This window comes from Cupriavidus sp. KK10 (assembly GCF_018223725.1).
GTDB classification, from domain to species: Bacteria; Pseudomonadota; Gammaproteobacteria; order Burkholderiales; family Burkholderiaceae; genus Cupriavidus; species Cupriavidus necator.
The window spans coordinates 4,141,777-4,163,526 of record NZ_CP073677.1 but is presented as its reverse complement, the minus strand read 5'-3'; the positions used below and the strand labels follow the sequence as shown (position 1 = coordinate 4,163,526).

The following is a 21,750-nucleotide window of genomic DNA, read 5'->3' as shown; positions in this document are numbered from 1 at the left end:
GATTGACCGCATCACCAACTCCCGTTCACCGCCTCACCCCTGCTTTCCCGCCTGAAGCGCGTCGGCGCATGCCCGGTCCAGCGCTGGAACGCCCGCCGAAACGCTTCCTCGCTGGCAAAGCCAAGCTGCTCCGCGATTCTTCCTACCGACCAGTTGGTCGTGCACAGGCATTGTTCCGCGTACTCTTGCAGGCTGTGTTCGCGCAGTACCCGGTAGCTGCTGCCGTCGGCAGCGAGACGGCGGCGCAGGGTCGGCTCGCTCACATCAAAGCGCATGGCCAGCTCAGCCAGCGTCGGCAGCCGCGCGCCATGCACCAGCGCTGCGTGCAGGATGCCGTGCACCTGCTGGCTCACTGATACGACCTCGACCGGCGCGCCGATCAGGCGGTAAGGAAAATCTTCCAGGAAGGCGTCGAGCTCCGCGGCCTGGCGCACGACCGGCCGGTCGAGCAAGGCCTCATCGAATTCGAAGCCGTAGGTCTGGGCGCCAGACGTCACCGCGGCATGGAACAAGCCCAGGAAAGGCATGGCGTCCTCGCGCCGGGGATGCGCCAGGTAGACGTGGGTCGGGCGCAGCGGCTGGCCGACCAGCCAGCCGAACAGCAGCATATAGAAGAAGAGCCCGGTCAGGTCCACCAGGCAAGCCGCGGAGGAGTTCGCACGCCGCAGCGAATCCATGCGGAACACCGCCTGCCCTGCGCTTTGCCCGAGGCTGAGCGCCCCGGCGCGCGGATACAGCATCGCGCAGAAGTCGGCCGCGCAGCGGATCGCCTCCCTCAGCGTCTGGCTGCTCAATACGCAACGGCACAACAAGTCCACTTCCTGCTTGCGCATCGGGGGGTGGCCGTTGCCTTTGGCGACCAGGGCTTCCAGCCGCTCGATCGCGGCGCGATAGAGCGCGGTGAACCGGGCCGCCGGCGCATGCCCGGATGCGCCGGCGGCAGGTGGAACCTCGACGCCCTGCCGCTTCAGTTCGTCCAGCAGGCGCTGCACCATGCCGTGCGGAACAGGTACGGGATTCCCCGGTATGTGGGCATTCATGGTCGCTGGTTCTGATTGCTTCGGTAGCGATGGTTGATCGTTCGGGTGGGGACTCGGTGCGGCCTGGCCTCCCATAATCATCCCGGCACTTCCACCCGCGCGACAGCTTGCGCACGGCCTGGGCGATGGAGGTTGCCATGCCCTGAACACCATGCCTATACGGGACAACCCATGACCGCGCTTCTCTCCCGCAAACCCCCGGCTCCGGCATCGCAGCCCTGCTGCCCTGCCTGCGCCGCTTGAGACACACCATGATCCACATCCTCGATGAAATCGTGCTCGCGCCCGGGCACCTGCCCACTGTGCTGAGCCTGCTGGAAAGCCAGTACCTGCCCGGCAGCGCCGCCAGGGGCCTGGCGCTGCTGCAGCGCTGCGTGTCGCCGCCCGTGGCGCTGGAAGATGCACCCAATACGTTGTGGCTGCTGTGGTAAGTGGCGGATGCGCCGGCTTACTACGCCATGCGCGCCAGCATCGATGCCCCGGTGCTCGCCTTCTGGTCGACAGTCGACACGCTGTGTGAAGCGCGCCGCCGCCATGTGATGGCCGATGCGACAGCTACGCTGCCCCAGCGCAAGGAGCATTGCGATGCGGCTTGAGACAGCACAGGTGCGATTGCTCGCCGGCTTCTGCTCCGGGACGTGCACACAGGAGCAAGCCCTGCTTGCCCGCATTGAAACGCTGCCGGGCCTGAGCCATGTGGCGATTGGCAGGAACCTGGCGGGAAGCTGGGGCGCTGGCGACTACACGCTCGACCTTCTATTCGACCCGACTGCATCCGGCTCGCCCGGTCACGACATCGGCCTGGTTGCCGCGCTGGACGGCATGGCAGAGGTGGATAGCGTCGCCTATCGCCCGATCTCGGACGGACTGCGCGCCCCTCCACTGTGCCACGGGATCTGGCGCACGCTGATGTTCCGGCTCCGGCCTGAAGCGCCGGACTGGCAGGTCCGCGCACTTGAGCAAGACCTGCTGCGGATGCCCGAGTACATGCCCGGCATCCTCAACTGGCGGCTTGCCCGCGTCCTGTCGCCCGGCACCTGGACCCATGTCTGGCAGCAGGAGTTCGCCAGCACAGACGACCTGCTGGGCGAATACCTGATGCACCCCTTTCATTGGGGCCATGTCGACCGATGGTTCGACCCCGAGTTTCCCGAATGGACAGTCCAGGCGATCTCCCATGCCTTCTGCCCGCTCGCGACAAGCCTGATTGCCAACCACAACCGCACCGAGGAATACGCGCCATGACCGCACACAGAAAACTGACAGGAAAGATTGCGCTGGTAACCGGCGCCAGCCGCGGCATCGGTCGTGCCATCGCGCAGCGCTTCGCGGCGGAGGGCGCGCTGGTGGTTGCCACGGCACGGCGCGCAGGCGAGTCCGAAGACGAACCTGGCACGCTGGCTGAGACGGTTGGCCAGATCCGGCGGCAAGGGGGCAGTGCCATCGCGCTGGCGGCGGATCTCGAGGATCCCGCGCAACGCGACGACCTGGTGGCGCAGGCGGCAAGTGCTGCGGGCGGTCTCGACATCCTGGTCAACAATGCCGGCATGGCGGAATACAGCCGCATCGAATCGATGCCGCTGGAAATCTTCGACAGGACGGTCAAGCACTACCTGCGCATCCCCTTCGTGCTCAGCCGTGCAGCGATCCCGCTGATGCGCACGCGCGGCGCGGGGTGGATCCTGAACCTGGGCTCCGTCACCGCCCTGTCGCCTGCTCGCCCATATCAGGACTTTGACCGGGCTGGCGGGGTCACGGCCTACGCCGCGGTCAAGGCCGCCATCAACCGGTTCACCGAGGGCCTGGCAGCGGAACTGGAGGCCGACAATATCGCGGTCAATTCCGTAGCGCCGAGCACGGCGATCCGCACGCCAGGCAGCGAGCGCTATATCCCGGACGGCTATCCCACCGAGCCAGTGGAGTACCTGGTGGAAACGGCGCTTGCACTCTGCAGCGTGCCGGCCCGGCTGCGCACCGGCCACATCGCCCATAGCCTGCACTTCCCCCTGGCGCACGGGCTGAACGTCCGTACGCTTGATGGCCAGGGCATGCTGCCGCCGCCCGTGATTCCGTCCTGGGCACATCCTGGTTTGAACCACGAACTGTCCGCAAGGTGAGGCCATGGAGAAGAGCATGCGCGCTGTCGTCATTGATCGTACCGGCGGGCCCGACGTACTCAGGCTTGGAGACCTCCCGAGGCCGGAACCCGCTGCCGGCGAAGTCCTGGTCCGCGTGGCCTGTGCCGGCGTGAATCCCGCTGACTGGAAATGCCGCGAAGGCTATCTGAGCCACTTCATGCAGTACAGCTTCCCGTTCGTGATCGGCTTCGATGCCAGCGGCGTCGTGGCAGCGGTGGGAAGCGGCGTCAAGGACTTTGTCCCGGGACAACGCGTGTTCGCGCAGACCGCGGTCGGCGCAGGCAAGTGGGGTTCCTATGCCGAGTACGTTGCGGTCAGCCAGGATTGCGTGGTGCCGATTCCCGACAACCTGGGATTTGCCGAAGCCGCGGCCGTCCCCACCCCGGCGCTGGCCGCCTGGACGGGACTCTTCGACGAAGGCGGACTCAAGCCAGGCCAGACGGTGCTAGTCCATGGCGGTGCCGGCGCGGTCGGCACGTTTGCCGTGCAACTGGCAAAGGCGGCCGGGGCAACCGTCGCAGCCACCTGCAGCGCGGCACGCCGCGACGAACTAATGGCGCTCGGGTGCGACCTGGCAATCGACTACCGGGGCGACGACATCGCTGCCGCCATGCGGGCATGGGCGCCGGCTGGCGTCGACCTGGTATTGGACGCGGTTGGCTGCGGCACCCTGCCGAACGGCATGGACCTGCTCAGGCCCGGCGGCATCCTTGTCGCCATCCTGACGCTGGTCAGTGGCGACAACGGCCCGGATCCTGCCGCAGCCGCGCAGCGCGGCGTCCGCACCGCCGTGGCGTTCAGCAAGATGCCCAGCGGCGCGCGGCTGCGCGAGATCGCAGCGCTGCTCGGCAGCGGGCGCCTGCGACCGCCCCGCATCGAATGCCTGCCACTGGAGCAGGCCGGGCGCGCACTCGATCTGGTCCAGTCGGGCAAGGCGGCAAGCAAGCTGGTGCTGCGTATCGCCGAGCCAGCCAATGCTGGCGCATGACCATGACACCATCGAACGGAGTAAAGACAATGAAGAGCAAAGCTCTCCTGCTATGCACGCTTGCCGGTGCGGTGCTAGCCGTTTCACAGATCAACGCACCTTCCCTGGCCGCGATGACGCCTGACGAAGTCAAGCGCCTAGACGGTCCCCTCACGCCCATGGGCGCGGAACGGTCCGCCAACAAGGATGGCAGCATCCCCGCGTGGAGCGGCAAGTGGCAGGCCACGCCCGCAGGCCTGGCGTTCCGGCCGGGCGATGCATATCCCGACCCCTACGCGTCGGAACAACCGCTGGCAACGATCACGGCCCAGAACCTGGAGCAGTACCGTGCCCGCCTGAGCGACGGGCAGCTCGCCATGTTCAGGCTGTACCCGGCAACCTTCAAGATGGCGATCTATCCCAGCCATCGCGACTTTCGCTATGGCGATGCCGTCTACAAGGCGATCCAGCACCACGCCCCCGGCACGCAGCTGACGAGCGACGCGAACGGCCTCAAGGACTATCCGCCCACCGCGCCTTTTCCCGTTCCCAAGAATGGCCTGGAGCTGATGTGGAACCTTCGCTTCTCTTCCGCCATTGCCGAAGAGGCCGCCGTCTATGACCAGGCAGTCGTGTATCGCGACGGCAAGATCGCGTGGGGCAAGTGGAAATACGACATCTGGTCGCCGGTCAACGGCACCGCATTCGAAAAAGGCTCGCCCCTGATCAACCGGACTTTCGCCCGCGTTGAAACCGAACTGCCCTTACGCGAACGCGGCAATATCATCGTCTCCCACAATTTCTGGGATCGCGAAGGTTCGGATACGGCCAGGACCTGGCAATACAATCCCGGCACGCGCCGGGTCCGGCAGGCACCCGAGTTCGGCTTCGACCAGCCGCTCGGTCCGGGCGGCTTCCGCACCGTGGACGACGATCGCCTGTTCAATGGCTAGGTGAGCGCTACGACTGGAAGATTGTCGGCAAGCGGGAGATCTATATCCCCTACCACAACTACAAGCTGGCCGATCCCGCCGTCAAGTACGCCGAGCTGCTGGGCGCCAACCACGCGGCCCCCGACCTTGTCCGCTACGAACTGCACCGCGTCTGGGTGCTCGAAGCCAAATTGAAGCCAGGCTTCCGGCATCAATACGCGAAGCGCGTGCTGTACCTGGACGAGGACACCTGGATGGCCGTGCTTGCGACAACTACGATGCCCGCGGCCAGTTGTGGCGGACCAATCTGCAATCGTCGCTTTTCGCCTACGATGCACGGCGCTATTACCCGGCGGTGGCGTTCTATCACGACCTCACCGCTGGCGCCTATCTGGCGGACCGGCTGACCAATGAAGGCAAGCCGGTACGCCTGAACAGCAGTCCGCAGTTCAGTGAAGCGTATTTCTCGCCCGATTCGATCCGGGGGGCGGGGCATTGACTCTCGCACCCATGCAGGCATCCGGATGACTGAGGGAGGATGCCTGCTGTTGGGGCTTGTGGTCGTGCATTGATTCCATCCCTGGATGTTCCCCATGCATAAGTGCTGGAGCTCGACTGCTCCAGTGGCTTGCGCAAGCGCTTGCCTCAGCGCGAGCTCGATTATCGCGTTCATGGGCGACGAGGCGGAAACCAGCGGCGTGACCGCTGCCCGAAGTCGCAGTACTCCCCTAAGCCCCGCCGTTACGGCGTGCCGCCCGACACATCGACCCGATACACCCGCCCGCTCGTCGTCGACGTGCCCGGATCGGCCAGCACGTACAGCGCCTGCCCGTCATCCACGCCAAAGGAGAACACACTGCCTGGGACAGTGACCTTCCAGTCGACCTGTTCGACGACAACGCCGTCGCGATACATGAAGCTCAGCAGCTTGCCCGTGCAAAGGTCGGTATAGAAGTACCGCCCCTGCAGCGCCGGACTGGCACTGCCCCGGTACACATAGCCGCCGACGATGGCACAAGCGCCCGCGTCATGGCCGTATTCGAAGACCGGCATAGTCAGCCCGGTCTTGTCGCACCCGGCCGCACCCACGCAGGCGGTGCCCTCGGTCCGGTTCCAGCCGTAGTTCAGGCCCGCGCTGGTGGCCGGCGCCACGTCGACTTCCTCGCGCTGGTCCTCGCCGACATCGGCGATATACAACAAGCCGGCGTCGAACGAGAACCGCCACGGGTTGCGCAGGCCGAGAGCCCAGATTTCGCCGCGGCTGCCGGACTGGCCGACGAACGGATTGCCGGCAGGCAAGCCGTAGCCGGACGCGCCGCTGACGTCGATGCGCAGCATCTTGCCGAGCAGCGTTCCCGGGTTCTGGGCGTTGCCCGAAGGATCGCCACTGCCGCCGCCGTCGCCCGTGCCGATATAGAGCATGCCCTCCGGGCCGAACGCGAGCTGGCCGCCGTTGTGGTTGGAGAAAGTGCCGTGCGGGATCGACAGCAGCACGGTGCCGGATGCATTGGCGATATCCGGATTCGCGGCCGACACGCTGTAGCGGGCGATGGTGATGGCGCCATTGGCGTCGGTGTAATAGACGTAGAAGCGGCCGTTGGTCCCATAGTTGGGATCGAACGCCATCGACAGCAGCCCGCGCTCGCCGTCGGTCGTCGTCAGCGCTGCGATATCGAGAAACGGTGTAGCGACCAATGTGCCGTTGCGCACGATCCGGATGCGGCCGGCCCGCTCGACCACGAACAGGCGCGAATCGCCGTGGGGCGCGGTCAGGAAGATAGGCGCTGATAACCCGCCGGCAACCTGCGTCAGCGACAACTGCACGGTTTCCGGCGAGCCGTAGGCCACGCTTGCCGAAGCACGGCCGCCCGCGGTCACCGCCACGGTCTGCGAAGGCGGCTGGGGCTTGAGGAGCGTGCTGCCCGTCAGCACGCTGGCGGCACTGATGGTGTAGCTGCCAGCAGCCAGGTTGGACAGCGTAGTCGACTGGGTCACGGTCTGGCGGAATTGGCCAGGCCCCGATACCGTGATGGCCGCCGACGTCCCGGACGGCAGGCCGGAGATGGAGAGCGTCAGCGTGCCGGTGCCGGTGCCCGTGGCGCTGTCACTACCCCCGCCGTCCCCGCCCCCTCCGCAGGCCGCGAGACCCAGGTAGCAGGCGATGAAGAATCGGCAAAGCGAATATCGAAGTGCTTCGGACATGGCGCGCTCCTGTCACGGCTCAGGCACAGCCTGCCATGCAAGAACCGGTCCACGGCCCTGGCACAAGTCCGGCCGGGCTTCCAGCGGCAGGCGCGCCTCGCCTTTGTAAAAGGTACTTCATGCGCGTGGCATCGGCGATACATGCGGGCGCCTGGATCAGCTATGGTGGCCGGATCCGCAAGCTTCCCCCGGCCAGCACTTCATCGGGAAACAGCGCATCCGTCGCCAGGGACGTCCAGTACTGCTCCGGCTTCTGACTCAGGCGGCCTGTGCCATGCCCGAGCGCGAGGCAAGGAAAGTCAGGAAGGCTGCGACGAGCAACAGCGCGGCGCTCGCCACGAACGTGGTCTGGTAGCCGCTGATGTCGAACAGCAGGCCGCCAAGGGTGGAGCCCAGTGCGATGGCCAGCTGAATCACGGCCACCATCGACCCGCCGACGGCTTCGGCGTTCTTCGGCATGGTCCGGGCGATCCAGCTCCACCAGCCAACCGGAGCCGCAGTAGCCGCCAGCCCCCAAAGACCCAACAGCGCCGCGACGGCTGCGACCAGCCGCCAAAGGGGATCAGCGCCAAGGCGATAACCGCCATCAACAGTGGGATGGAGATCAGGGTGCGGTACACCCCCCCGCTTCAGGAACATGACCAATGAGCGTGGTGCCGATGAAGCCTGCAACACCGATGGTCAGCAGAACGAGCGACAACGCGGACATGCTGACATGCGTCACGCCTTCAAGGAACGGCCGCACATACGTGAACAACGCGAACTGCCCCATGAAGAAGGCGCCGCAGGCAGTCATGCCGAGAGCCGCACCGCGGCTCTTGAACAGCCTGAGGACGTTGCCAGAGGCGGCTGCGCGCGATTCAGCCTGCATTGAAGGCAGGCAGGGATATCGTGGCGGATCGCTTCAACGCAGGGGTGCGGCTGGGCGACACCATCGACAAGGACATGATCGCCGTGCCCATCGGCCCCAGGCTGCGCGTGGCCGTGGTGGCCGCGCCGTCTTACTTCGCCGGGAATCCGGCTCGCAAGACACCACGTGATCTGCCAGCGCACCGCTGCATCAATCTCCGGTTTCCAACGCACGGAGGCTTGTCCGTCTGGGACTTCGAGCGCCGTGGCCGTCAATTGAAGGTGCGCGTCGACTGCCAGGTCGTTTTCAACACCACGCCGCATATCGTGATGGCCGCGCTTGAGGGGCTGGGCGTCGCCTTCCTCCCGGAAGAGGAATTCGCACCCCACGTCGAGGCAGGGCGGCTGGGACGCGTGCTGGAAGACTGGTGCCCTCCGTTTGGGGGCTACCACCTGTACTACCCCCGCCGCCGCCAGGCATCGCCAGCCTTTTCGCTGGTGGTGAACGCACTTCGCGTTGGCGGGTCGGCCCGCCGCTAGCGTCGAAGGGAGCGCGGCGGGCGACAGCCGGCTGCCAGGCCACAGTGAAACGACATGCATGCGATGCCGCGAGCGCTCCTGAATCCGCCTGACCGCCGGTCGCCGCGCGGGAGTAGCGGCTACAAGTCAACCGAAACAGGCCTTACACTTATCCAGGACCAGTCCCCCCATGAACCGGCCTCTATGCCAGGCCAAAGCTCGATCGGCGTGGACAGTCATGCTCGTCAGGTAGTCGGCCATTGCGGTCACCCACCCGCTCGCATCCCGTACTTGTGGCCATTGCTTCCGAGCCAAACCGCTCATTCCCAGGGCAAAGGAGAAGCCATGGAAGAGATCGCAAATACCACAGTCTTGTTCATCGCAGGCTTTGGCCCGATTGTTCGTGAAGCGGAGGCAAGCCGCAAGCTGTACAGCCAGACCTTCGGCATCCCCTTCAATGAGGAGAAAGGCGGTTACCTTCATACGGAGGCTCTGCAAGGAGCGAACAGCTTCGCCCTGTGGCCGCTTTCTGAGGCAGCTCAGTCCTGCTATGGCAGCGATTCGTGGCCTGGTGACGTTCCTATCCCGCAAGCCTGGATTGAGTTTGACGTTGATAACGTCGAAAGGGCTACGGCAGAGCTTGAATCACGAGGGTACCGAATGCTGGTCAGGAACAAGAAAGAGCCGTGGGGCCAGACCGTCAGTCGTTTCATCGGGCCGGAAGGGTTATTGGTAGGGATCACCTTTACCCCATCGATGCGAGAAGAGAAATAATGCTGGCCGCAATCAAGGCCGACGTTCCTTCCCATCGAGACGCGCGCAGGCAGTAATATGAGCGTTCCCTCCCTCCATTGGAAGTACCGTGATGCAAGTACTGGTTGACGCAGACGCCTGCCCGGTTGTCGTCAAGGAAATGTTGTATCGGGCCGCACAACGTGTCGAAGTGTGCGTCACGCTGGTTGCCAACCAGTACATGCGCACGCCGCCTTCGCGCTTTATCAAGGCACTGCAAGTGCCTGCGGGCTTCGACGTCGCCGATGACCGTATCGTCGAACTGGTGAGCAGCGGGGACCTCGTGATCACCGCGGACATCGTTCTTGCCGCCGCCGCCCTTGACAAGGGCGCCTATGTGCTCGACCCGCGAGGGAGCTGGTTTAGCCGTGAGAATATCCAGGAGCGCCTGACGATGCGCGAGGTGATGGAACAACTCCGCAGCTCGGGCGTGGATACCGGCGGACCGGCACCGTACGCTCCGCAGGATAGCAAGGCGTTCGCTGGCCAATTGGACCGCTTCCTGGCACGCCATGCGCCGCCAGGTGCCGTCGCCTGAGACTTGCTAGCCATAGCAACGCAGTAGTGGGGCCGGCGATGATCGTCTATTGCGCCGATGCCGCCGATGTCAGCCGTGCCGTGACGTTTGCCCGGTCTGGCGGCTATCTGGTGGCGGTGTGCAGCGGAGGCCATAACGTCGCCGGCTTGCCCGTCTGCGACGACGGCATCGTGATCGATCTGGCGCGCCTGAAACGGATCGAAATCGATCCGGTACACCGCATTGCGCGTGCGGGTGCAGGCCTGAGCCTGGGCGAATTCGACCGCGCAACCCAGTCGCACGGGCTGGCGACGACGATGGGGGTCAACAGCGATACTGGTATCGCCGGGCTGACGCTTGGCGGCGGCTTCGGCAGGCTAGGCCGCAAGCATGGCCTGGCATGCGATAACCTGATCGCGGCCGAGATCGTGCTGGCCGATGGCCGCATGCTCAGAGCCAGTGCCACCGAGAACGCGGACCTGTTATGCCTACGCGAACGCGCCTGGCGGCATGCCACTGCTGGTTTTGAAGCAGGTTGGCGGGGCGATCGCCCGGGTCCCGAGGACGGAGACACCCTACGTAAACCGCGATGCGCTCTACGACTGCTTCCCCATCTCGATCTGGGACGATCCGGCAGACGATGAAGCGAATGTACGGTGGGCGCGCGAAACGTGGGACGCTATCCGGCCGTTCTCGACGGGCGCGGTTCATGCGAATAATCTGGGCGGGGAGGGAGAGGACAGGGTACGGGCCGCCTATGGGGAAAACTACCAAAGGCTCGTCGAGATCAAGAACAAATACGACCCGGCCAACTTCTTTCGTCTGAACCAGAATGTCCGGCCCGGGCCGGTGCGCGGGCTCAACATCGAATCCACCGACATCTGACTCACGGCGCCGGCGATGCCAGCGGCTTCCCCTTCTCGACCACGTACACGCCAAGCACCCGCGTCGCCGTGCTACCGCTGTTGTGGGCGTCATGCACCACGCCGGCAGGCACTACGAACGATTCACCGGCCTTCACCGTGCGTGGCGACTGGCCGTCGATCAGGAGTTGCGCCTCGCCTTCCATAACGTAGCTGATCTCGTCTCCGGGATGCGTATGACGCCCGGCATAGGCGCCTGGCGCCACCTCCACGCGCGCGACCACGGCTTCGCGACCTGGCACGGATACGTCGGCCCGTCCGACCAAGGTGCGGGTCAGGCCCGAACTCTGCGCCAGCGCGCTAGCTGCCATCAATGCCACGGCGCCGAACATGGCCAAATGCTTGTAGTGCATGACGTCTCCTCGAAATTATTTCGGATTTTCGGAGATGGGTATCCCATCTAGTCCCAGCGGACTTTCATATACAGCGATTCGCTAACGTGATGCATGTCTTGGTCCCTGCGTCGGCCTGGCAGCGGCGAAGCCGTCAATTGCGGAGAGTCTTTTCGCCAAAGCCTTCATGGTATGTACGAAACCGAACGGAATTGGCGACGCAACGTGAGACCGTAGCGCTCAGCGCAAGCATTGATATCACCGTGGAGACGCCCTCCCTCCTCAACCGCAGCAGCGGAATCCGACAAAGAGGTCGCCGCGGTGCGGCAGGTAGAAGTTCCGGTAGCGAGGATGCTGCATGCGGGCATGGGTGGCGAACGATCCGCCGCGAACGGAGCGATGCGTGTGAAACCAGGGGGCGGAATATTCCTGGTAGGGGTCGGGCGAGAACCCTGCATAGGGCACGAAAGGATCAGCCGTCCATTCCCACACGGCGCTACCCCAGCGGATCAGGTCATGCGTTGCCGCATACTCCCATTCGGCTTCCGTGGGCAAGCGCTTGCCGGCCCAGCGGCAATAGGCTTCCGCCTCGTAGGCATTGATATGACACACCGGCTGTTCGGGCGGCAGCGGCACCCACTGCCCGAACCAGCGCAACGCCCATTGCCCCGCGATGCCGCCGGCTGTCCGGCGCCAGCGCAGCGGATGCGCCAGCCCGCTCTGTTGCAGCCATGCGCGTCCGTCGTCGGACCACCATTGACGGTCGCGGTAGCCGCCTGCGGCCACGAATTCCGCAAATGCGGCATTGCTTTCGCAAGTGCGATCGATGCGGAACGGGGCGATGTGGACCGGGTGGGACCACTTCTCATTGTCGAAGACGAACCCGTCGCCTCCGATGGGTGACCCCATCTGGAACGTGTCGCCGCCTGCGGCTGCCGAGCCGGCGCCTGGCGCAATGGAAGGCATGCCGAGCGGGGCATGCAGCGGATAATCGAGCGTCTGGCGCATATAGGTCAGCGCCTCCGCATGCATGTCTTCGTGGAACAAGGCGAGCCGGAAAAAATAGAGCGCAGCGTCGGTATCGTCCGACGTGGCGAGCCTGGCGCGAACGTGCTCCAGCACGGCGGCTGCGTAGTCGCGAATCTCGGGGAGCCGGGGCAGCGCAAGATGCCATCGATCCCGGTGGGCGACGCGCATGGAATCGAAGAGGCGGTCGGCGTCCGCCAGCATGGACGGGAGGCTGGCCACCCAGCGGCCGTCCTGACCGGCACGCGGCTCCCGCAGCACCCATAGCTCCGTGAACCAGGCGATATGGGCATACTCCCACAAGGGCGGATTGATTCCTGCATCGTAAGGAACCTGCCATTGGGACGGCGATAGCTCCTGAAGCAGGCCCCACGTGCGCCGGTGCGCCTCGGCAAACGCCGCATCCAGCTCGAACTTGTTTATCCTTCTTGCTGCTGCCCCCTCAGAACCTATCGTCATGCGTCCTCCCAAGGCCACCGTCGCAATTATCAGTCCGGCGCTGCGCAAAGCCAACAATGGCAACTGGCAAACCGCCAATCGCTGGGCCCGGTTCCTGCAGGGGGACTACGATGTCACACTGGCCGCTGAATGGTCGACGGCCAGCCAGGGCGGCGCCCTGCCCGACTGCCTGATCGCCCTGCACGCCCGACGCTCGGCCGAGTCCATCGCCAGGTTCGCCGAGGCTTGTCCGGATCGTCCGCTAATCGTCGTGCTGACCGGCACCGATCTGTACCGCGACATCCGCACCGATGCATCAGCCCAGCGCTCGCTCGCACTCGCCACCCATCTGGTGGTGCTGCAGGACGAAGGGCTCGCCGAACTGGCGGCCGCGCATCGCGCCCGGTGCCGGGTGATCTACCAGTCTGCCCCGGCATGCGCACCCGCGGCGCCCAGCCAGGATCACTTCGACGTCGTGCTGGTCGGCCACATGCGGGCGGAAAAAGACCCGCTGACGCCCATGCGCGCCCTTTCGCTGCTTCCCCACGATTCGCGCGTGCGCCTGATCCATATCGGTGGCGCGCTGGATGACGCATATCAGCAGGCGGCCCTGGCGCTGGAAGCACAAGCCTGGCCCGGCGTGCGGCGCTATGTCTGGCTCAGAAACCTGCCCCATGACCAAACCCGGCAGCACATCCGACAAGCACAGGCCATGGTGATCTCCAGCGCCATGGAAGGCGGCGCCAACGTGATCACCGAGGCCGTCGCCAGCGGCGTGCCGGTGCTGGCCAGCCGCATCCCGGGCAACTTCGGCATGCTGGGCCGTGACTACGAAGGCTATTTTCCGTTGGGTGACGCCGCGCAATTGGCGCTGGTGCTGGAACGCACCAGCCGGGACGCCGGGTTCCTGAACCGCCTGCGGCAGCAATGCGCACTTCGCGCACCGCTGTTTGCGCCGGCGCGGGAACGGGCGGAAGTGAGTAAACTTGTCGCCGACGCCTTGAAACCAGAATGACCCGGAGCCCCGCAGTGGACCAGCCAAACAACGCAAAGATCAAGCTCACCGCCTTCTCCCACGGCGGCGGGTGTGGGTGCAAGATCGCCCCCGGTGTGCTTTCCGAAATCCTCAGGAATTCGGTCGGCTTCCCTGCTCCGGCAGCACTGCTGGTCGGCAAGGAAACCAGCGACGACGCGGCGGTCTACCAGCTCAATGACAGCCAGGCCCTGATCGCCACCACGGACTTCTTCATGCCGGTGGTGGACGATCCGTACGATTTCGGGCGTATCGCCGCCACCAACGCCATCTCCGACGTCTACGCCATGGGCGGAACCCCGATCATGGCGCTGGCGCTGGTCGGCATGCCTATCGAGAAGCTGCCGCCTGAGGTCATCGGCAAGATCCTCGAAGGCGGGGAATCGATCTGCGCCCAGGCGGGCATCCCGGTCGCGGGCGGCCACACCATCGATTCCCTTGAGCCGATCTACGGGCTGGTGGTCCTTGGTCTGGTGCACCCGAATCGGGTCAAGAAGAACAGCGGCGCCGAGGCGGGCGACAAGCTGATCCTCGGCAAGCCGTTGGGCGTGGGCGTGTTGTCCGCCGCGGTGAAGAAGGACAAGCTCGACGCGGCCGGCTATCAAGACCTGATTGCCTGCACCACCAAACTCAACACGCCCGGCCGACTGCTGGCCGAAGTGCCGGGTGTCCACGCGCTGACCGACGTGACCGGCTTCGGCCTGCTCGGCCACCTGCTGGAACTGTGTCGTGGCGCGGGCGTCGGCGCCCGGCTGGACATGGGGCGGATTCCGCTGCTGCCGCGGGTTGAGCGCATGGCCGCCGAAGGGCTGGTGACCGGCGCATCGGGGCGCAACTGGGTCAGCTACGGCAGCGAGGTGGACCTGTCCACGTCGGTCACGCCAAGCCAGAAGGCACTACTGACCGATCCCCAGACCAGCGGCGGCTTGCTGGTGTCGTGCGCACCGGAAGCCGTGGACGAGATCCTGGAGATCTTTCGCCGGGACGGCTTCGCAGACGCTGCGGTGATCGGTGAAATGACGCAAGGAGCCGCCCGTGTTGCCGTTGCTTAAGCGCCTTGCCGCGCTGACCCTGCTGGGCTTTGCCGGCCTCGCCGGTGCCCAGGCTGTCCTGAAGGTCTCGGCCATTCCCGACGAGTCCCCCACCGAGCTGCAGCGCAAGTTCGCGCCGCTCGGCAACTACCTGGAGAAGGAAACCGGCATGAAGGTGAAGTTCGTGCCCGTCACGGACTACGCTGCGGTGGTCGAATCGCTGGCCACCGGCAAGATCGACATGGCGTGGCTGGGCGGCTTTACCTATGTGCAGAGCAAGATCCGGACGAAGGGAGCCACCATCCCCATCGTCCAGCGCCAAGAAGATGCCGCGTTCACCAGCAAGTTCATCACCGCCAACAGCGCGATCAAGTCGCTGGCCGACCTCAAAGGCCACACCTTCGTCTTCGGCGCGCCGTCCTCTACCTCCGGCCACCTGATGCCACGGCACTTCCTGCTGCAGGCCGGCATCGACCCGGACAAGGACTTCAAGACGGTCGCCTATTCGGGCGCCCACGATGCGACGGTGGCTTTCGTGCAGGCCGGCAGGGCCGACGCCGGCGTGCTCAATGCCTCGGTGTGGGACAAGCTGGTTGAGCAGCATAAGGTGGATCCCGCCAAGGTCAGGGTATTTGCCGTCACACCGCCCTACTACGACTACAACTGGACCGTGCGCGGCGGGCTCGATCCGGCCTTGCGCAAGAAGCTGACCGAAGCGTTCCTGCGACTTGACCCGGCCAATCCCGAGCAGCGGGAAATCATGGCATTGCAGCGAACCGCCAGGTACATCCCCACCCGACCGGAAAACTACGCCGGCATCGAGGCCGCAGCCCGCGCCGCGGGCCTTATCCAATGATGCCGGTCTGATGAGCTTCCGCCTGGACGCCGCCAGCGTCAGCTACGCCAACGGACAGCGTGCGCTCAGCCAGATCACACTGGCGGCCAGCCGCGGCGAGCCCATCGCCGTCATCGGTCCGTCGGGAGCCGGCAAGAGCTCCTTGCTGCGCTTGCTGGCAACGTCGCTGCGGCCAAGCGAGGGCCGTGTGGAGGTGCTGGAGCAAAGCCCCTGGGCGGTGTCCGCCGCACGCCTGCGGCAATTGCGCTGCCGCATCGGCATGGTGCACCAGGCGCCGCCGATGCCGCCGCGCCAGCGGGTGATCACCGCCATCCTTGCCGGCCGCCTGGGCGTCTGGCCCGGCTGGAAATCCTTGCTGTCGCTGGTCTATCCGGCAGACATCGATGGTGCCGGTGAACAGCTCGCCCGCCTTGAGCTGGCCGACCGCCTGTTCGACCGGTGCGACCAGCTCTCGGGCGGCCAACTGCAGCGCGTGGGCGTCGCCCGCGTGCTTTACCAGCGCCCGGAATTGATCCTGGCGGACGAACCGGTCTCGGCAATGGACCCGGTGCTGGCCAACCTTACCCTGGGCGAGCTGCGCAGGGAAGCGGATACACGCGCGGTGCCCCTGGTCGCCAGCCTGCACGCAGTGGATCTGGCGCTGCGCTGGTTTCCCCGCATCGTCGGCTTGAAGGCGGGCGAGATCGCCTTCGACCTGCCGGCCGAGCGCGTGACCGACACGCTGCTGCGCGAACTCTATGCCTCCGAAAGCGCGTCACCCCCGGTACAAGGCAGCCAGGCCCTGATGAGCATCGCGGCAGGTGCGAGCGCCGCCATCGATGGCGATACCCCATCCAGGCCGGCGTGCCGATGACCACCCACCCGCGCGATCCTCAGGCGCTGCAGCGCGCAAGCGGCCTGGTGCTCGCGCTGCTTCTGCTGTGGCCATTGTTGCGGCTGTCCCGGTTCAGCCCTTCAGCCTTGTTCGACACCGAAAACCTCAAGGTGATGGGCGCCTTCGTGCGCAACTTCCTTCCGCCCGAGGTTTCGCCCGGATTCCTCGGGCTTGTGGTCAACGCCACGCTGGAAACGCTGGCGATCGCCACCGCGGGCATTGCGCTCGCCTTTGTGATCGCAACACCTCTGGCCGTGGCCATGACGGGCAGCCTGTCGGTGTCGCGCATCGGCCCCGGCCGGGGACGCAAGCCGCGCATGGCGGTTCGCGCTGGCGTGCGCACCCTGGTGCTGCTGCTGCGCGGGGTGCCGGAACTGGTGTGGGCGCTGGTCTTCGTGCGTGCTCTCGGCCTGGGGGCGGCGGCGGGCGTGCTCGCTCTGGCCATCACCTATGGCGGCATGCTGGCAAAGGTCTATGCGGAAATCCTAGAATCCAGCGACAAACGCGCCGTGGATGCCCTGTTTGGCAGCGGAAGCGGGCGCCTGGCGGCACTGTTCTATGGGCTGCTTCCCCATGCCGCGCAGGAGCTGGTCTCGTACACCGTCTACCGCTGGGAATGTGCCATCCGGGCTTCCGTGGTTATGGGTTTCGTTGGCGCCGGCGGGCTTGGGCAGTTGATGGACCAGGCCGTGAAACTGCTCAACGGCGGGGAAGCCGCGACCATCCTGCTGGTGTTCCTGCTGCTGGTTCTGCTGGCGGACGCGCTCAGCGCGCGCCTGCGCAAGCTGATCGACTGAATCATGGCGCACAAGGTCAAGGCCGCTCAATTCTGCATGCGCTGCCTGCTCACCCTGATCGCGTTGGCCGCCGCGGTTTCGGGCAGCTTCGCGTATCTGTCGCTCGACCTGAGCCAGCTCTTTTCCGCGGACGCTGCAGCCGAGATGGGGCGTTTCCTGCTGACGTTCTTCCCGCCGGAGCTGTCATCCGCTTTTTTGGCCAGAACCGCTGGCGGCATGCTCGAAACGCTCGCGGTTTCCGCCGTGGGCACGCTGTGTGCGGCGGTGCTGGGTTTTGGCCTGGCACTACCGGCTTCCGGGCTCTACGGCGATGCGCTGCGCACGTTGTCGCGCTTGCTACTGAACGTGTTGCGCTCGATTCCCGAGCTGGTATGGGCAGCCCTGACCGTGCTCGCCGTCGGCCTTGGACCGTTTGCCGGCACCCTCGCCCTGGCACTGCATACCGCGGGCGTGCTCGGTCGCCTGTTCGCCGAGGCGCTGGAGAATGCGCCGCGCGCACCCGCGCGCGCGCTGACGGAAGGGGGCACTCCTGCCGTGCTGGTCTTCATGTATGGGACGCTGCCCTGCGTATGGCCCCAGTTCCTGGCCTACATCCTGTACCGCTGGGAAACGAATATCCGCGTGGCGGCAATCCTTGGCTTTGTCGGCGCCGGCGGGCTTGGGCAGATGCTGTATTTCGAGCTGTCCCTGTTCCATCTGCCCCAGGCTTGCACGGTGATCATCGCCATGCTTGCCCTGGCGGCCGTGGTCGACACAGCCAGCGCGATCATGAGGGCTGGCTGGCATTCGTGAAGAGCGCCGGCGACGCTTGCGGTTACTTCCTGCGTCCAGGAATCCATGCCGCTCGCGCCTGGAAAAATTGCCAGATCCCACCGCGCAGATCGGCGAAGAACAAAAAAAAGCCGCTCCTAAGAGCGGCCTTCTCGGCAAACGGACTAGCGCTTCACCCCGGGATCAGTCATCCAGCAACGACAAGTCCCGCACCGCACCCTTGTCCGCCGACATCACCAGCTTGGCGTAGGCCTTCAGCGCAGCAGACACCTTGCGCGGACGCTGCTTGGCCGGCTTCCACCCCTTGGCGTTCTGCGCCTCGCGGCGGCTCGCCAGTTCCTCGTCGGGCAGCAGCACGTTGATGGTGCGATTGGGAATGTCGATGCGGATCTTGTCCCCATCGCGCACCAGGCCGATGGCGCCGCCGGCCGCAGCTTCGGGCGAGCAGTGGCCGATGGACAAACCCGAGGTGCCGCCGGAGAAGCGGCCGTCAGTCAGCAGCGCGCAGGCCTTGCCCAGGCCCTTGGACTTGATGTAGCTGGTGGGGTAGAGCATTTCCTGCATGCCGGGGCCGCCCTTGGGGCCTTCGTAGCGCACGATCACCACGTCGCCGGCCTTGACCTTGTCGTTGAGGATGTTCTCCACCGCCTCGTCCTGCGATTCGGTGACGTGGGCCGTGCCTTCGAACACGAGGATGCTCTCGTCCACGCCGGCGGTCTTCACCACGCAGCCGTCGAGCGCGATATTGCCCGTCAGCACCGCCAGGCCGCCTTCCTTGGAGAAGGCGTGCTCGTAGGAGCGGATGCAGCCCTCGGCGCGATCCAGGTCCAGGCTGGGCCAGCGCGTGTTCTGGCTGAACGCCACCTGGGTGGGAATGCCCGCCGGGCCGGCCAGGTAGAAGTTCCTGACGGCTTCGTCCTGGGTGCGGCTGATGTCCCACTGCTCCAGCGCGTCCTTGAGCGTGGGGGCATGCACCGTGGGCACGTCGGTGTGCAGCTTGCCGGCGCGCTCCAGCTCGCCCAGGATGGCCATGATGCCGCCCGCGCGGTGCACGTCTTCGATGTGGTACTTGTTGGTGTTGGGCGCCACCTTGCACAGTTGCGGCACGACGCGCGAGAGACGGTCGATATCGGTCATGCTGAAGTCGATGCCCGCCTCGCTCGCGATCGCCAGCAGGTGCAGGATGGTGTTGGTGGAGCCGCCCATGGCGATGTCCAGCGTCATGGCGTTCTCGAACGCCTTGAAGCCTACCGAGCGCGGCAGGACGCGCGCGTCTTCCTGCTCGTAGTACTGGCGGGCCAGTTCCACGATGCGGCTGCCAGCGCGCTTGAACAGCTGCTCGCGGTCCGCGTGGGTGGCCACCACCGTGCCGTTGCCGGGCAGCGACAGGCCCAGCGCCTCGGTCAGGCAGTTCATGGAGTTGGCGGTGAACATGCCCGAGCACGAACCGCAGGTGGGGCAGGCGGAGCGCTCCACCTCGGCCACATCAGCGTCGGAATAGGCGCTGTCGGCGGCGATCACCATGGCGTCCACCAGGTCGAGCTTCTTGAACTCCATGGCCTTGGTGACGGGGTTGGCCAGGCGCGTCTTGCCGGCTTCCATCGGGCCGCCGGAGACGAAGATCACCGGGATGTTGAGCCGCATGGCGGCCATCAGCATGCCGGGGGTGATCTTGTCGCAGTTGGAGATGCACACCATGGCGTCGGCGCAGTGCGCGTTGACCATGTATTCCACCGAGTCCGCGATGATGTCGCGGCTGGGCAGCGAATACAGCATGCCATCGTGGCCCATGGCGATGCCGTCATCGACCGCGATGGTGTTGAACTCCTTGGCCACGCCGCCCGCGGCTTCGATCTCGCGCGCGACCAGCTGGCCCAGGTCCTTCAGGTGCACGTGCCCGGGCACGAACTGGGTGAAGGAATTGACCACCGCAACGATGGGCTTGGAGAAATCTTCGTCTTTCATGCCGGTGGCGCGCCACAGGGAGCGCGCCCCCGCCATGTTGCGGCCGGCGGTGGAGGTTTTGGAACGGTATGTGGGCATTTTATTGCTGAAGAAATATCGCAGAAAGGAAGCGGGCCACGGGAATAAGGGCCCTTGCGCGCCCGTGCGAACAACCTCTTGAGCTGCGCCCTGGGCAAAGGGGCAATTATCCCACACCGCCGGGGCTGTCTTGCCACCACGCACCTGTCCCGCCTGAGCCCCCACTGACGGCGAGAAGTTGCCTAGGCTAGACGGATCCCGATAACGCTGTGGGAGGACCGGACATGGCTGCCACGAAATCCACCCGCCGGCCGGCAAAGGGCCGCGCCAAAGCTGGCACCAGCAAGGGACGGCGCTGGTCACAGCAGGTAACCGAGCACAGCGACGCGCTGGACCTCGAACCGCACCTCTTCGCTTCGGACAATCCCGAGGAAATTGCCGCTTCGCTCAAGCGTTCCGCCGTGAGCAGCCGGCGCCGCAAGGGCACGGCGTTCCAGTCGGCAATGTCGATGCTCAATTTCTACATCAATCGCGCCGGCCGTCATCTGCCAAAGGCGCGTCGCGCCACGCTGGAAAAGGCCAAGGGCAAGCTGCGCGAAGCGTTCGGGCGGCCACCTTGAGCGGGCACTGCGCGCCCCGCCTTGCTTGCGCGACGGCATTTTCGCGCCAATGCTTGTTCCTATGTCACCTGCACGGAGCCTGATCATGGACAGAAAAAGCGAACTGCAAGCCACCGTGGACGCCCTGGCACAAGCGGGCAGAGGGTTGCTGGCAGCCGACGAGAGCGGCCCGACCATCGCCAAGCGGTTCGAACGCATCGGGGTGGAGTCGAGCGAGGAAAACCGCCGCGCGTGGCGCAACCTGCTCTTGTCGACCCCGGGTCTTGGCGAGTTCATCAGCGGCGTGATCCTGTACGAGGAAACCCTGGGCCAGCGAGCCGACGATGGCACGCCGCTGCCGGAACTGGCGGCGCGCCAGGGCATCGTGCCCGGCATCAAGGTGGACAAGGGCAAGATCGCGCTGGCCCTGGCACCCGGGGACGAGGTCACCGAAGGTCTCGACGGGCTGGCCAAGCGGCTTGCCGGCTATCGCCAGCAGGGCGCGCGCTTTGCCAAGTGGCGTGCGGTCTACAACGTGTCGGACAAGTTGCCGGGGTGGGCTGCCGTGCAGGCCAATGCGGAAGCACTGGCGCGCTATGCCGCGATCTGCCAGGAAGCGGGCGTGGTACCCATCGTCGAGCCCGAGGTGCTGATGGATGGCGCGCACTCCATGGCCCGTTGTGCCGAGGTCACCGAGGCCGTGCTGCATGCAGTCTTTCATGCCTTGCACCGGCATGCGGTGGTGCTGGAACACATGCTGCTGAAGCCAAGCATGGTGCTGCCCGGCAAGGACGCCGGGCACGCGCCGCCGGCCGAGGTCGCCATGCAGACCGTCCAGGTGCTCAAGCGCACGGTGCCGGCAGCGGTGCCGGGCATCTTCTTCCTGTCCGGCGGACAGACTCCCACCGAGGCCACCGTCAATCTGGACGCCATGAACCGGCTTGCCCCGCTGCCCTGGCGGCTGTCCTTCTCCTACGGGCGCGCCTTACAGGAACCGCCCCTGCTGGCCTGGCGTGGCGATGCCGCCAACGCGGCGCAAGCGCAACGGGCGCTGCTGCAGCGCTCACGGCTGAATGCCATGGCCTGCCTGGGGCAATACGACGCGGCGCAGGAGAACGCTGCGGGCTGAGC

Annotated in this window: 20 protein-coding genes and 4 pseudogenes; 18 read left to right on the top strand and 6 right to left on the bottom strand. The window is 65.7% G+C overall.

Annotation, left to right across the window (positions count from 1 at the left end; genetic code table 11):
• Positions 1–11: 11 nt before the first annotated feature.
• Positions 12–1,040 (bottom strand): AraC family transcriptional regulator, encoded by a 1,029-nt coding sequence (locus KB879_RS19425; protein ID WP_249221157.1) that lies wholly within the window; start codon positions 1,038–1,040, stop codon positions 12–14.
• Positions 1,041–1,291: 251 nt separating this feature from the next.
• On the opposite strand from KB879_RS19425, the pseudogene KB879_RS19420 reads away from it, so the two are divergent.
• The 5 genes and pseudogenes from KB879_RS19420 to KB879_RS19400 all read left to right on the top strand — a co-directional run bounded on the left by KB879_RS19420 (position 1,292) and on the right by KB879_RS19400 (position 5,576).
• Positions 1,292–1,636: pseudogene (locus KB879_RS19420) on the top strand (hypothetical protein).
• A complete protein-coding gene (locus tag KB879_RS19415) occupies positions 1,626–2,285 on the top strand; it encodes a Dabb family protein (protein WP_211979609.1) in 660 nt (219 codons plus the stop codon). Before KB879_RS19420 ends, KB879_RS19415 begins: the two are co-directional and overlap by 11 nt.
• Positions 2,282–3,157, top strand: coding sequence for an SDR family NAD(P)-dependent oxidoreductase (locus KB879_RS19410; RefSeq protein ID WP_013952031.1), 876 nt, complete (start codon positions 2,282–2,284; stop codon positions 3,155–3,157). Before KB879_RS19415 ends, KB879_RS19410 begins: the two co-directional genes overlap by 4 nt.
• 16 nt (positions 3,158–3,173) lie before the next feature.
• Complete coding sequence (locus KB879_RS19405; RefSeq protein ID WP_041228527.1) at positions 3,174–4,166, top strand: NADP-dependent oxidoreductase; 993 nt, start codon at positions 3,174–3,176, stop codon at positions 4,164–4,166.
• A gap of 29 nt (positions 4,167–4,195) precedes the next feature.
• Positions 4,196–5,576 (top strand): annotated as a pseudogene (locus tag KB879_RS19400) (DUF1329 domain-containing protein).
• Positions 5,577–5,818: 242 nt separating this feature from the next.
• On the opposite strand, the gene KB879_RS19395 reads toward KB879_RS19400, so the two are convergent.
• The gene (locus KB879_RS19395; RefSeq protein WP_211979608.1) at positions 5,819–7,279 is read right to left on the bottom strand and encodes a sorbosone dehydrogenase family protein; all 1,461 of its coding nucleotides are present in this window, start codon (positions 7,277–7,279) and stop codon (positions 5,819–5,821) included.
• A gap of 258 nt (positions 7,280–7,537) precedes the next feature.
• Positions 7,538–8,159: pseudogene (locus KB879_RS19390) on the bottom strand (MFS transporter); the annotation flags it as partial.
• Between the two features lie 2 nt (positions 8,160–8,161).
• On the opposite strand from KB879_RS19390, the pseudogene KB879_RS19385 reads away from it, so the two are divergent.
• From KB879_RS19385 to KB879_RS40415, 5 genes and pseudogenes are all read left to right on the top strand, one after another.
• Positions 8,162–8,668 (top strand): annotated as a pseudogene (locus KB879_RS19385) (LysR substrate-binding domain-containing protein); the annotation flags it as partial.
• Between the two features lie 324 nt (positions 8,669–8,992).
• Positions 8,993–9,421, top strand: a complete 429-nt coding sequence (locus KB879_RS19380) for a VOC family protein (protein ID WP_013952025.1) — start codon at positions 8,993–8,995, stop codon at positions 9,419–9,421.
• A 91-nt stretch (positions 9,422–9,512) separates the two neighbouring features.
• Positions 9,513–9,977 carry a YaiI/YqxD family protein gene (locus KB879_RS19375; RefSeq protein WP_041228526.1) on the top strand — a complete coding sequence of 155 codons (465 nt, stop codon included), beginning with the start codon at positions 9,513–9,515 and terminating at the stop codon, positions 9,975–9,977.
• A gap of 38 nt (positions 9,978–10,015) precedes the next feature.
• Positions 10,016–10,600 carry an FAD-dependent oxidoreductase gene (locus KB879_RS19370; RefSeq protein ID WP_249221156.1) on the top strand — a complete coding sequence of 195 codons (585 nt, stop codon included), beginning with the start codon at positions 10,016–10,018 and terminating at the stop codon, positions 10,598–10,600.
• Positions 10,482–10,841 carry a BBE domain-containing protein gene (locus KB879_RS40415; RefSeq protein WP_371827418.1) on the top strand — a complete coding sequence of 120 codons (360 nt, stop codon included), beginning with the start codon at positions 10,482–10,484 and terminating at the stop codon, positions 10,839–10,841. Before KB879_RS19370 ends, KB879_RS40415 begins: the two co-directional genes overlap by 119 nt.
• Before the next feature lies 1 nt (position 10,842).
• Here the strand turns inward: KB879_RS40415 and KB879_RS19365 are convergent, their stop codons facing one another.
• Together KB879_RS19365 and senA are read right to left on the bottom strand one after the other, a co-directional pair.
• Positions 10,843–11,232, bottom strand: a complete 390-nt coding sequence (locus KB879_RS19365) for a cupin domain-containing protein (RefSeq protein WP_211979606.1) — start codon at positions 11,230–11,232, stop codon at positions 10,843–10,845.
• 261 nt (positions 11,233–11,493) lie between these two features.
• Positions 11,494–12,708 (bottom strand): selenoneine synthase SenA, encoded by a 1,215-nt coding sequence (senA, locus tag KB879_RS19360; protein ID WP_249221155.1) that lies wholly within the window; start codon positions 12,706–12,708, stop codon positions 11,494–11,496.
• Here senA and senB point away from each other — a divergent pair.
• The 6 genes from senB to phnE are packed head-to-tail and all read left to right on the top strand — an operon-like array spanning position 12,695 to position 18,058.
• Positions 12,695–13,690 (top strand): selenoneine biosynthesis selenosugar synthase SenB, encoded by a 996-nt coding sequence (senB, locus tag KB879_RS19355; RefSeq protein ID WP_013952021.1) that lies wholly within the window; start codon positions 12,695–12,697, stop codon positions 13,688–13,690. The genes senA and senB overlap by 14 nt on opposite strands.
• A complete protein-coding gene (gene selD / locus KB879_RS19350; protein WP_013952019.1) occupies positions 13,687–14,760 on the top strand; it encodes a selenide, water dikinase SelD in 1,074 nt (357 codons plus the stop codon). Before senB ends, selD begins: the two co-directional genes overlap by 4 nt.
• A complete protein-coding gene (locus KB879_RS19345) occupies positions 14,744–15,595 on the top strand; it encodes a putative selenate ABC transporter substrate-binding protein (protein WP_013952018.1) in 852 nt (283 codons plus the stop codon). The genes selD and KB879_RS19345 overlap by 17 nt, the downstream gene beginning before the upstream one ends.
• Before the next feature lie 10 nt (positions 15,596–15,605).
• Positions 15,606–16,448: a phosphonate ABC transporter ATP-binding protein gene (locus KB879_RS19340; protein ID WP_211979605.1), complete on the top strand. Its 843-nt coding sequence runs from the start codon at positions 15,606–15,608 to the stop codon at positions 16,446–16,448.
• A complete protein-coding gene (locus tag KB879_RS39430) occupies positions 16,445–17,266 on the top strand; it encodes an ABC transporter permease (RefSeq protein WP_249221154.1) in 822 nt (273 codons plus the stop codon). Before KB879_RS19340 ends, KB879_RS39430 begins: the two co-directional genes overlap by 4 nt.
• A 3-nt stretch (positions 17,267–17,269) precedes the next feature.
• The gene (phnE, locus tag KB879_RS39425) at positions 17,270–18,058 is read left to right on the top strand and encodes a phosphonate ABC transporter, permease protein PhnE (protein WP_249221153.1); all 789 of its coding nucleotides are present in this window, start codon (positions 17,270–17,272) and stop codon (positions 18,056–18,058) included.
• A gap of 162 nt (positions 18,059–18,220) precedes the next feature.
• On the opposite strand, the gene ilvD is transcribed toward phnE, so the two are convergent.
• Complete coding sequence (ilvD, locus tag KB879_RS19330) at positions 18,221–20,080, bottom strand: dihydroxy-acid dehydratase (RefSeq protein ID WP_211979604.1); 1,860 nt, start codon at positions 20,078–20,080, stop codon at positions 18,221–18,223.
• A gap of 224 nt (positions 20,081–20,304) precedes the next feature.
• Here ilvD and KB879_RS19325 point away from each other — a divergent pair, with 224 nt between their 5' ends.
• The gene (locus KB879_RS19325; protein ID WP_013952013.1) at positions 20,305–20,640 is read left to right on the top strand and encodes a DUF3175 domain-containing protein; all 336 of its coding nucleotides are present in this window, start codon (positions 20,305–20,307) and stop codon (positions 20,638–20,640) included.
• Positions 20,641–20,725: 85 nt separating this feature from the next.
• Positions 20,726–21,748 (top strand): class I fructose-bisphosphate aldolase, encoded by a 1,023-nt coding sequence (locus tag KB879_RS19320; protein WP_211979603.1) that lies wholly within the window; start codon positions 20,726–20,728, stop codon positions 21,746–21,748.
• Positions 21,749–21,750 lie beyond the last annotated feature (2 nt).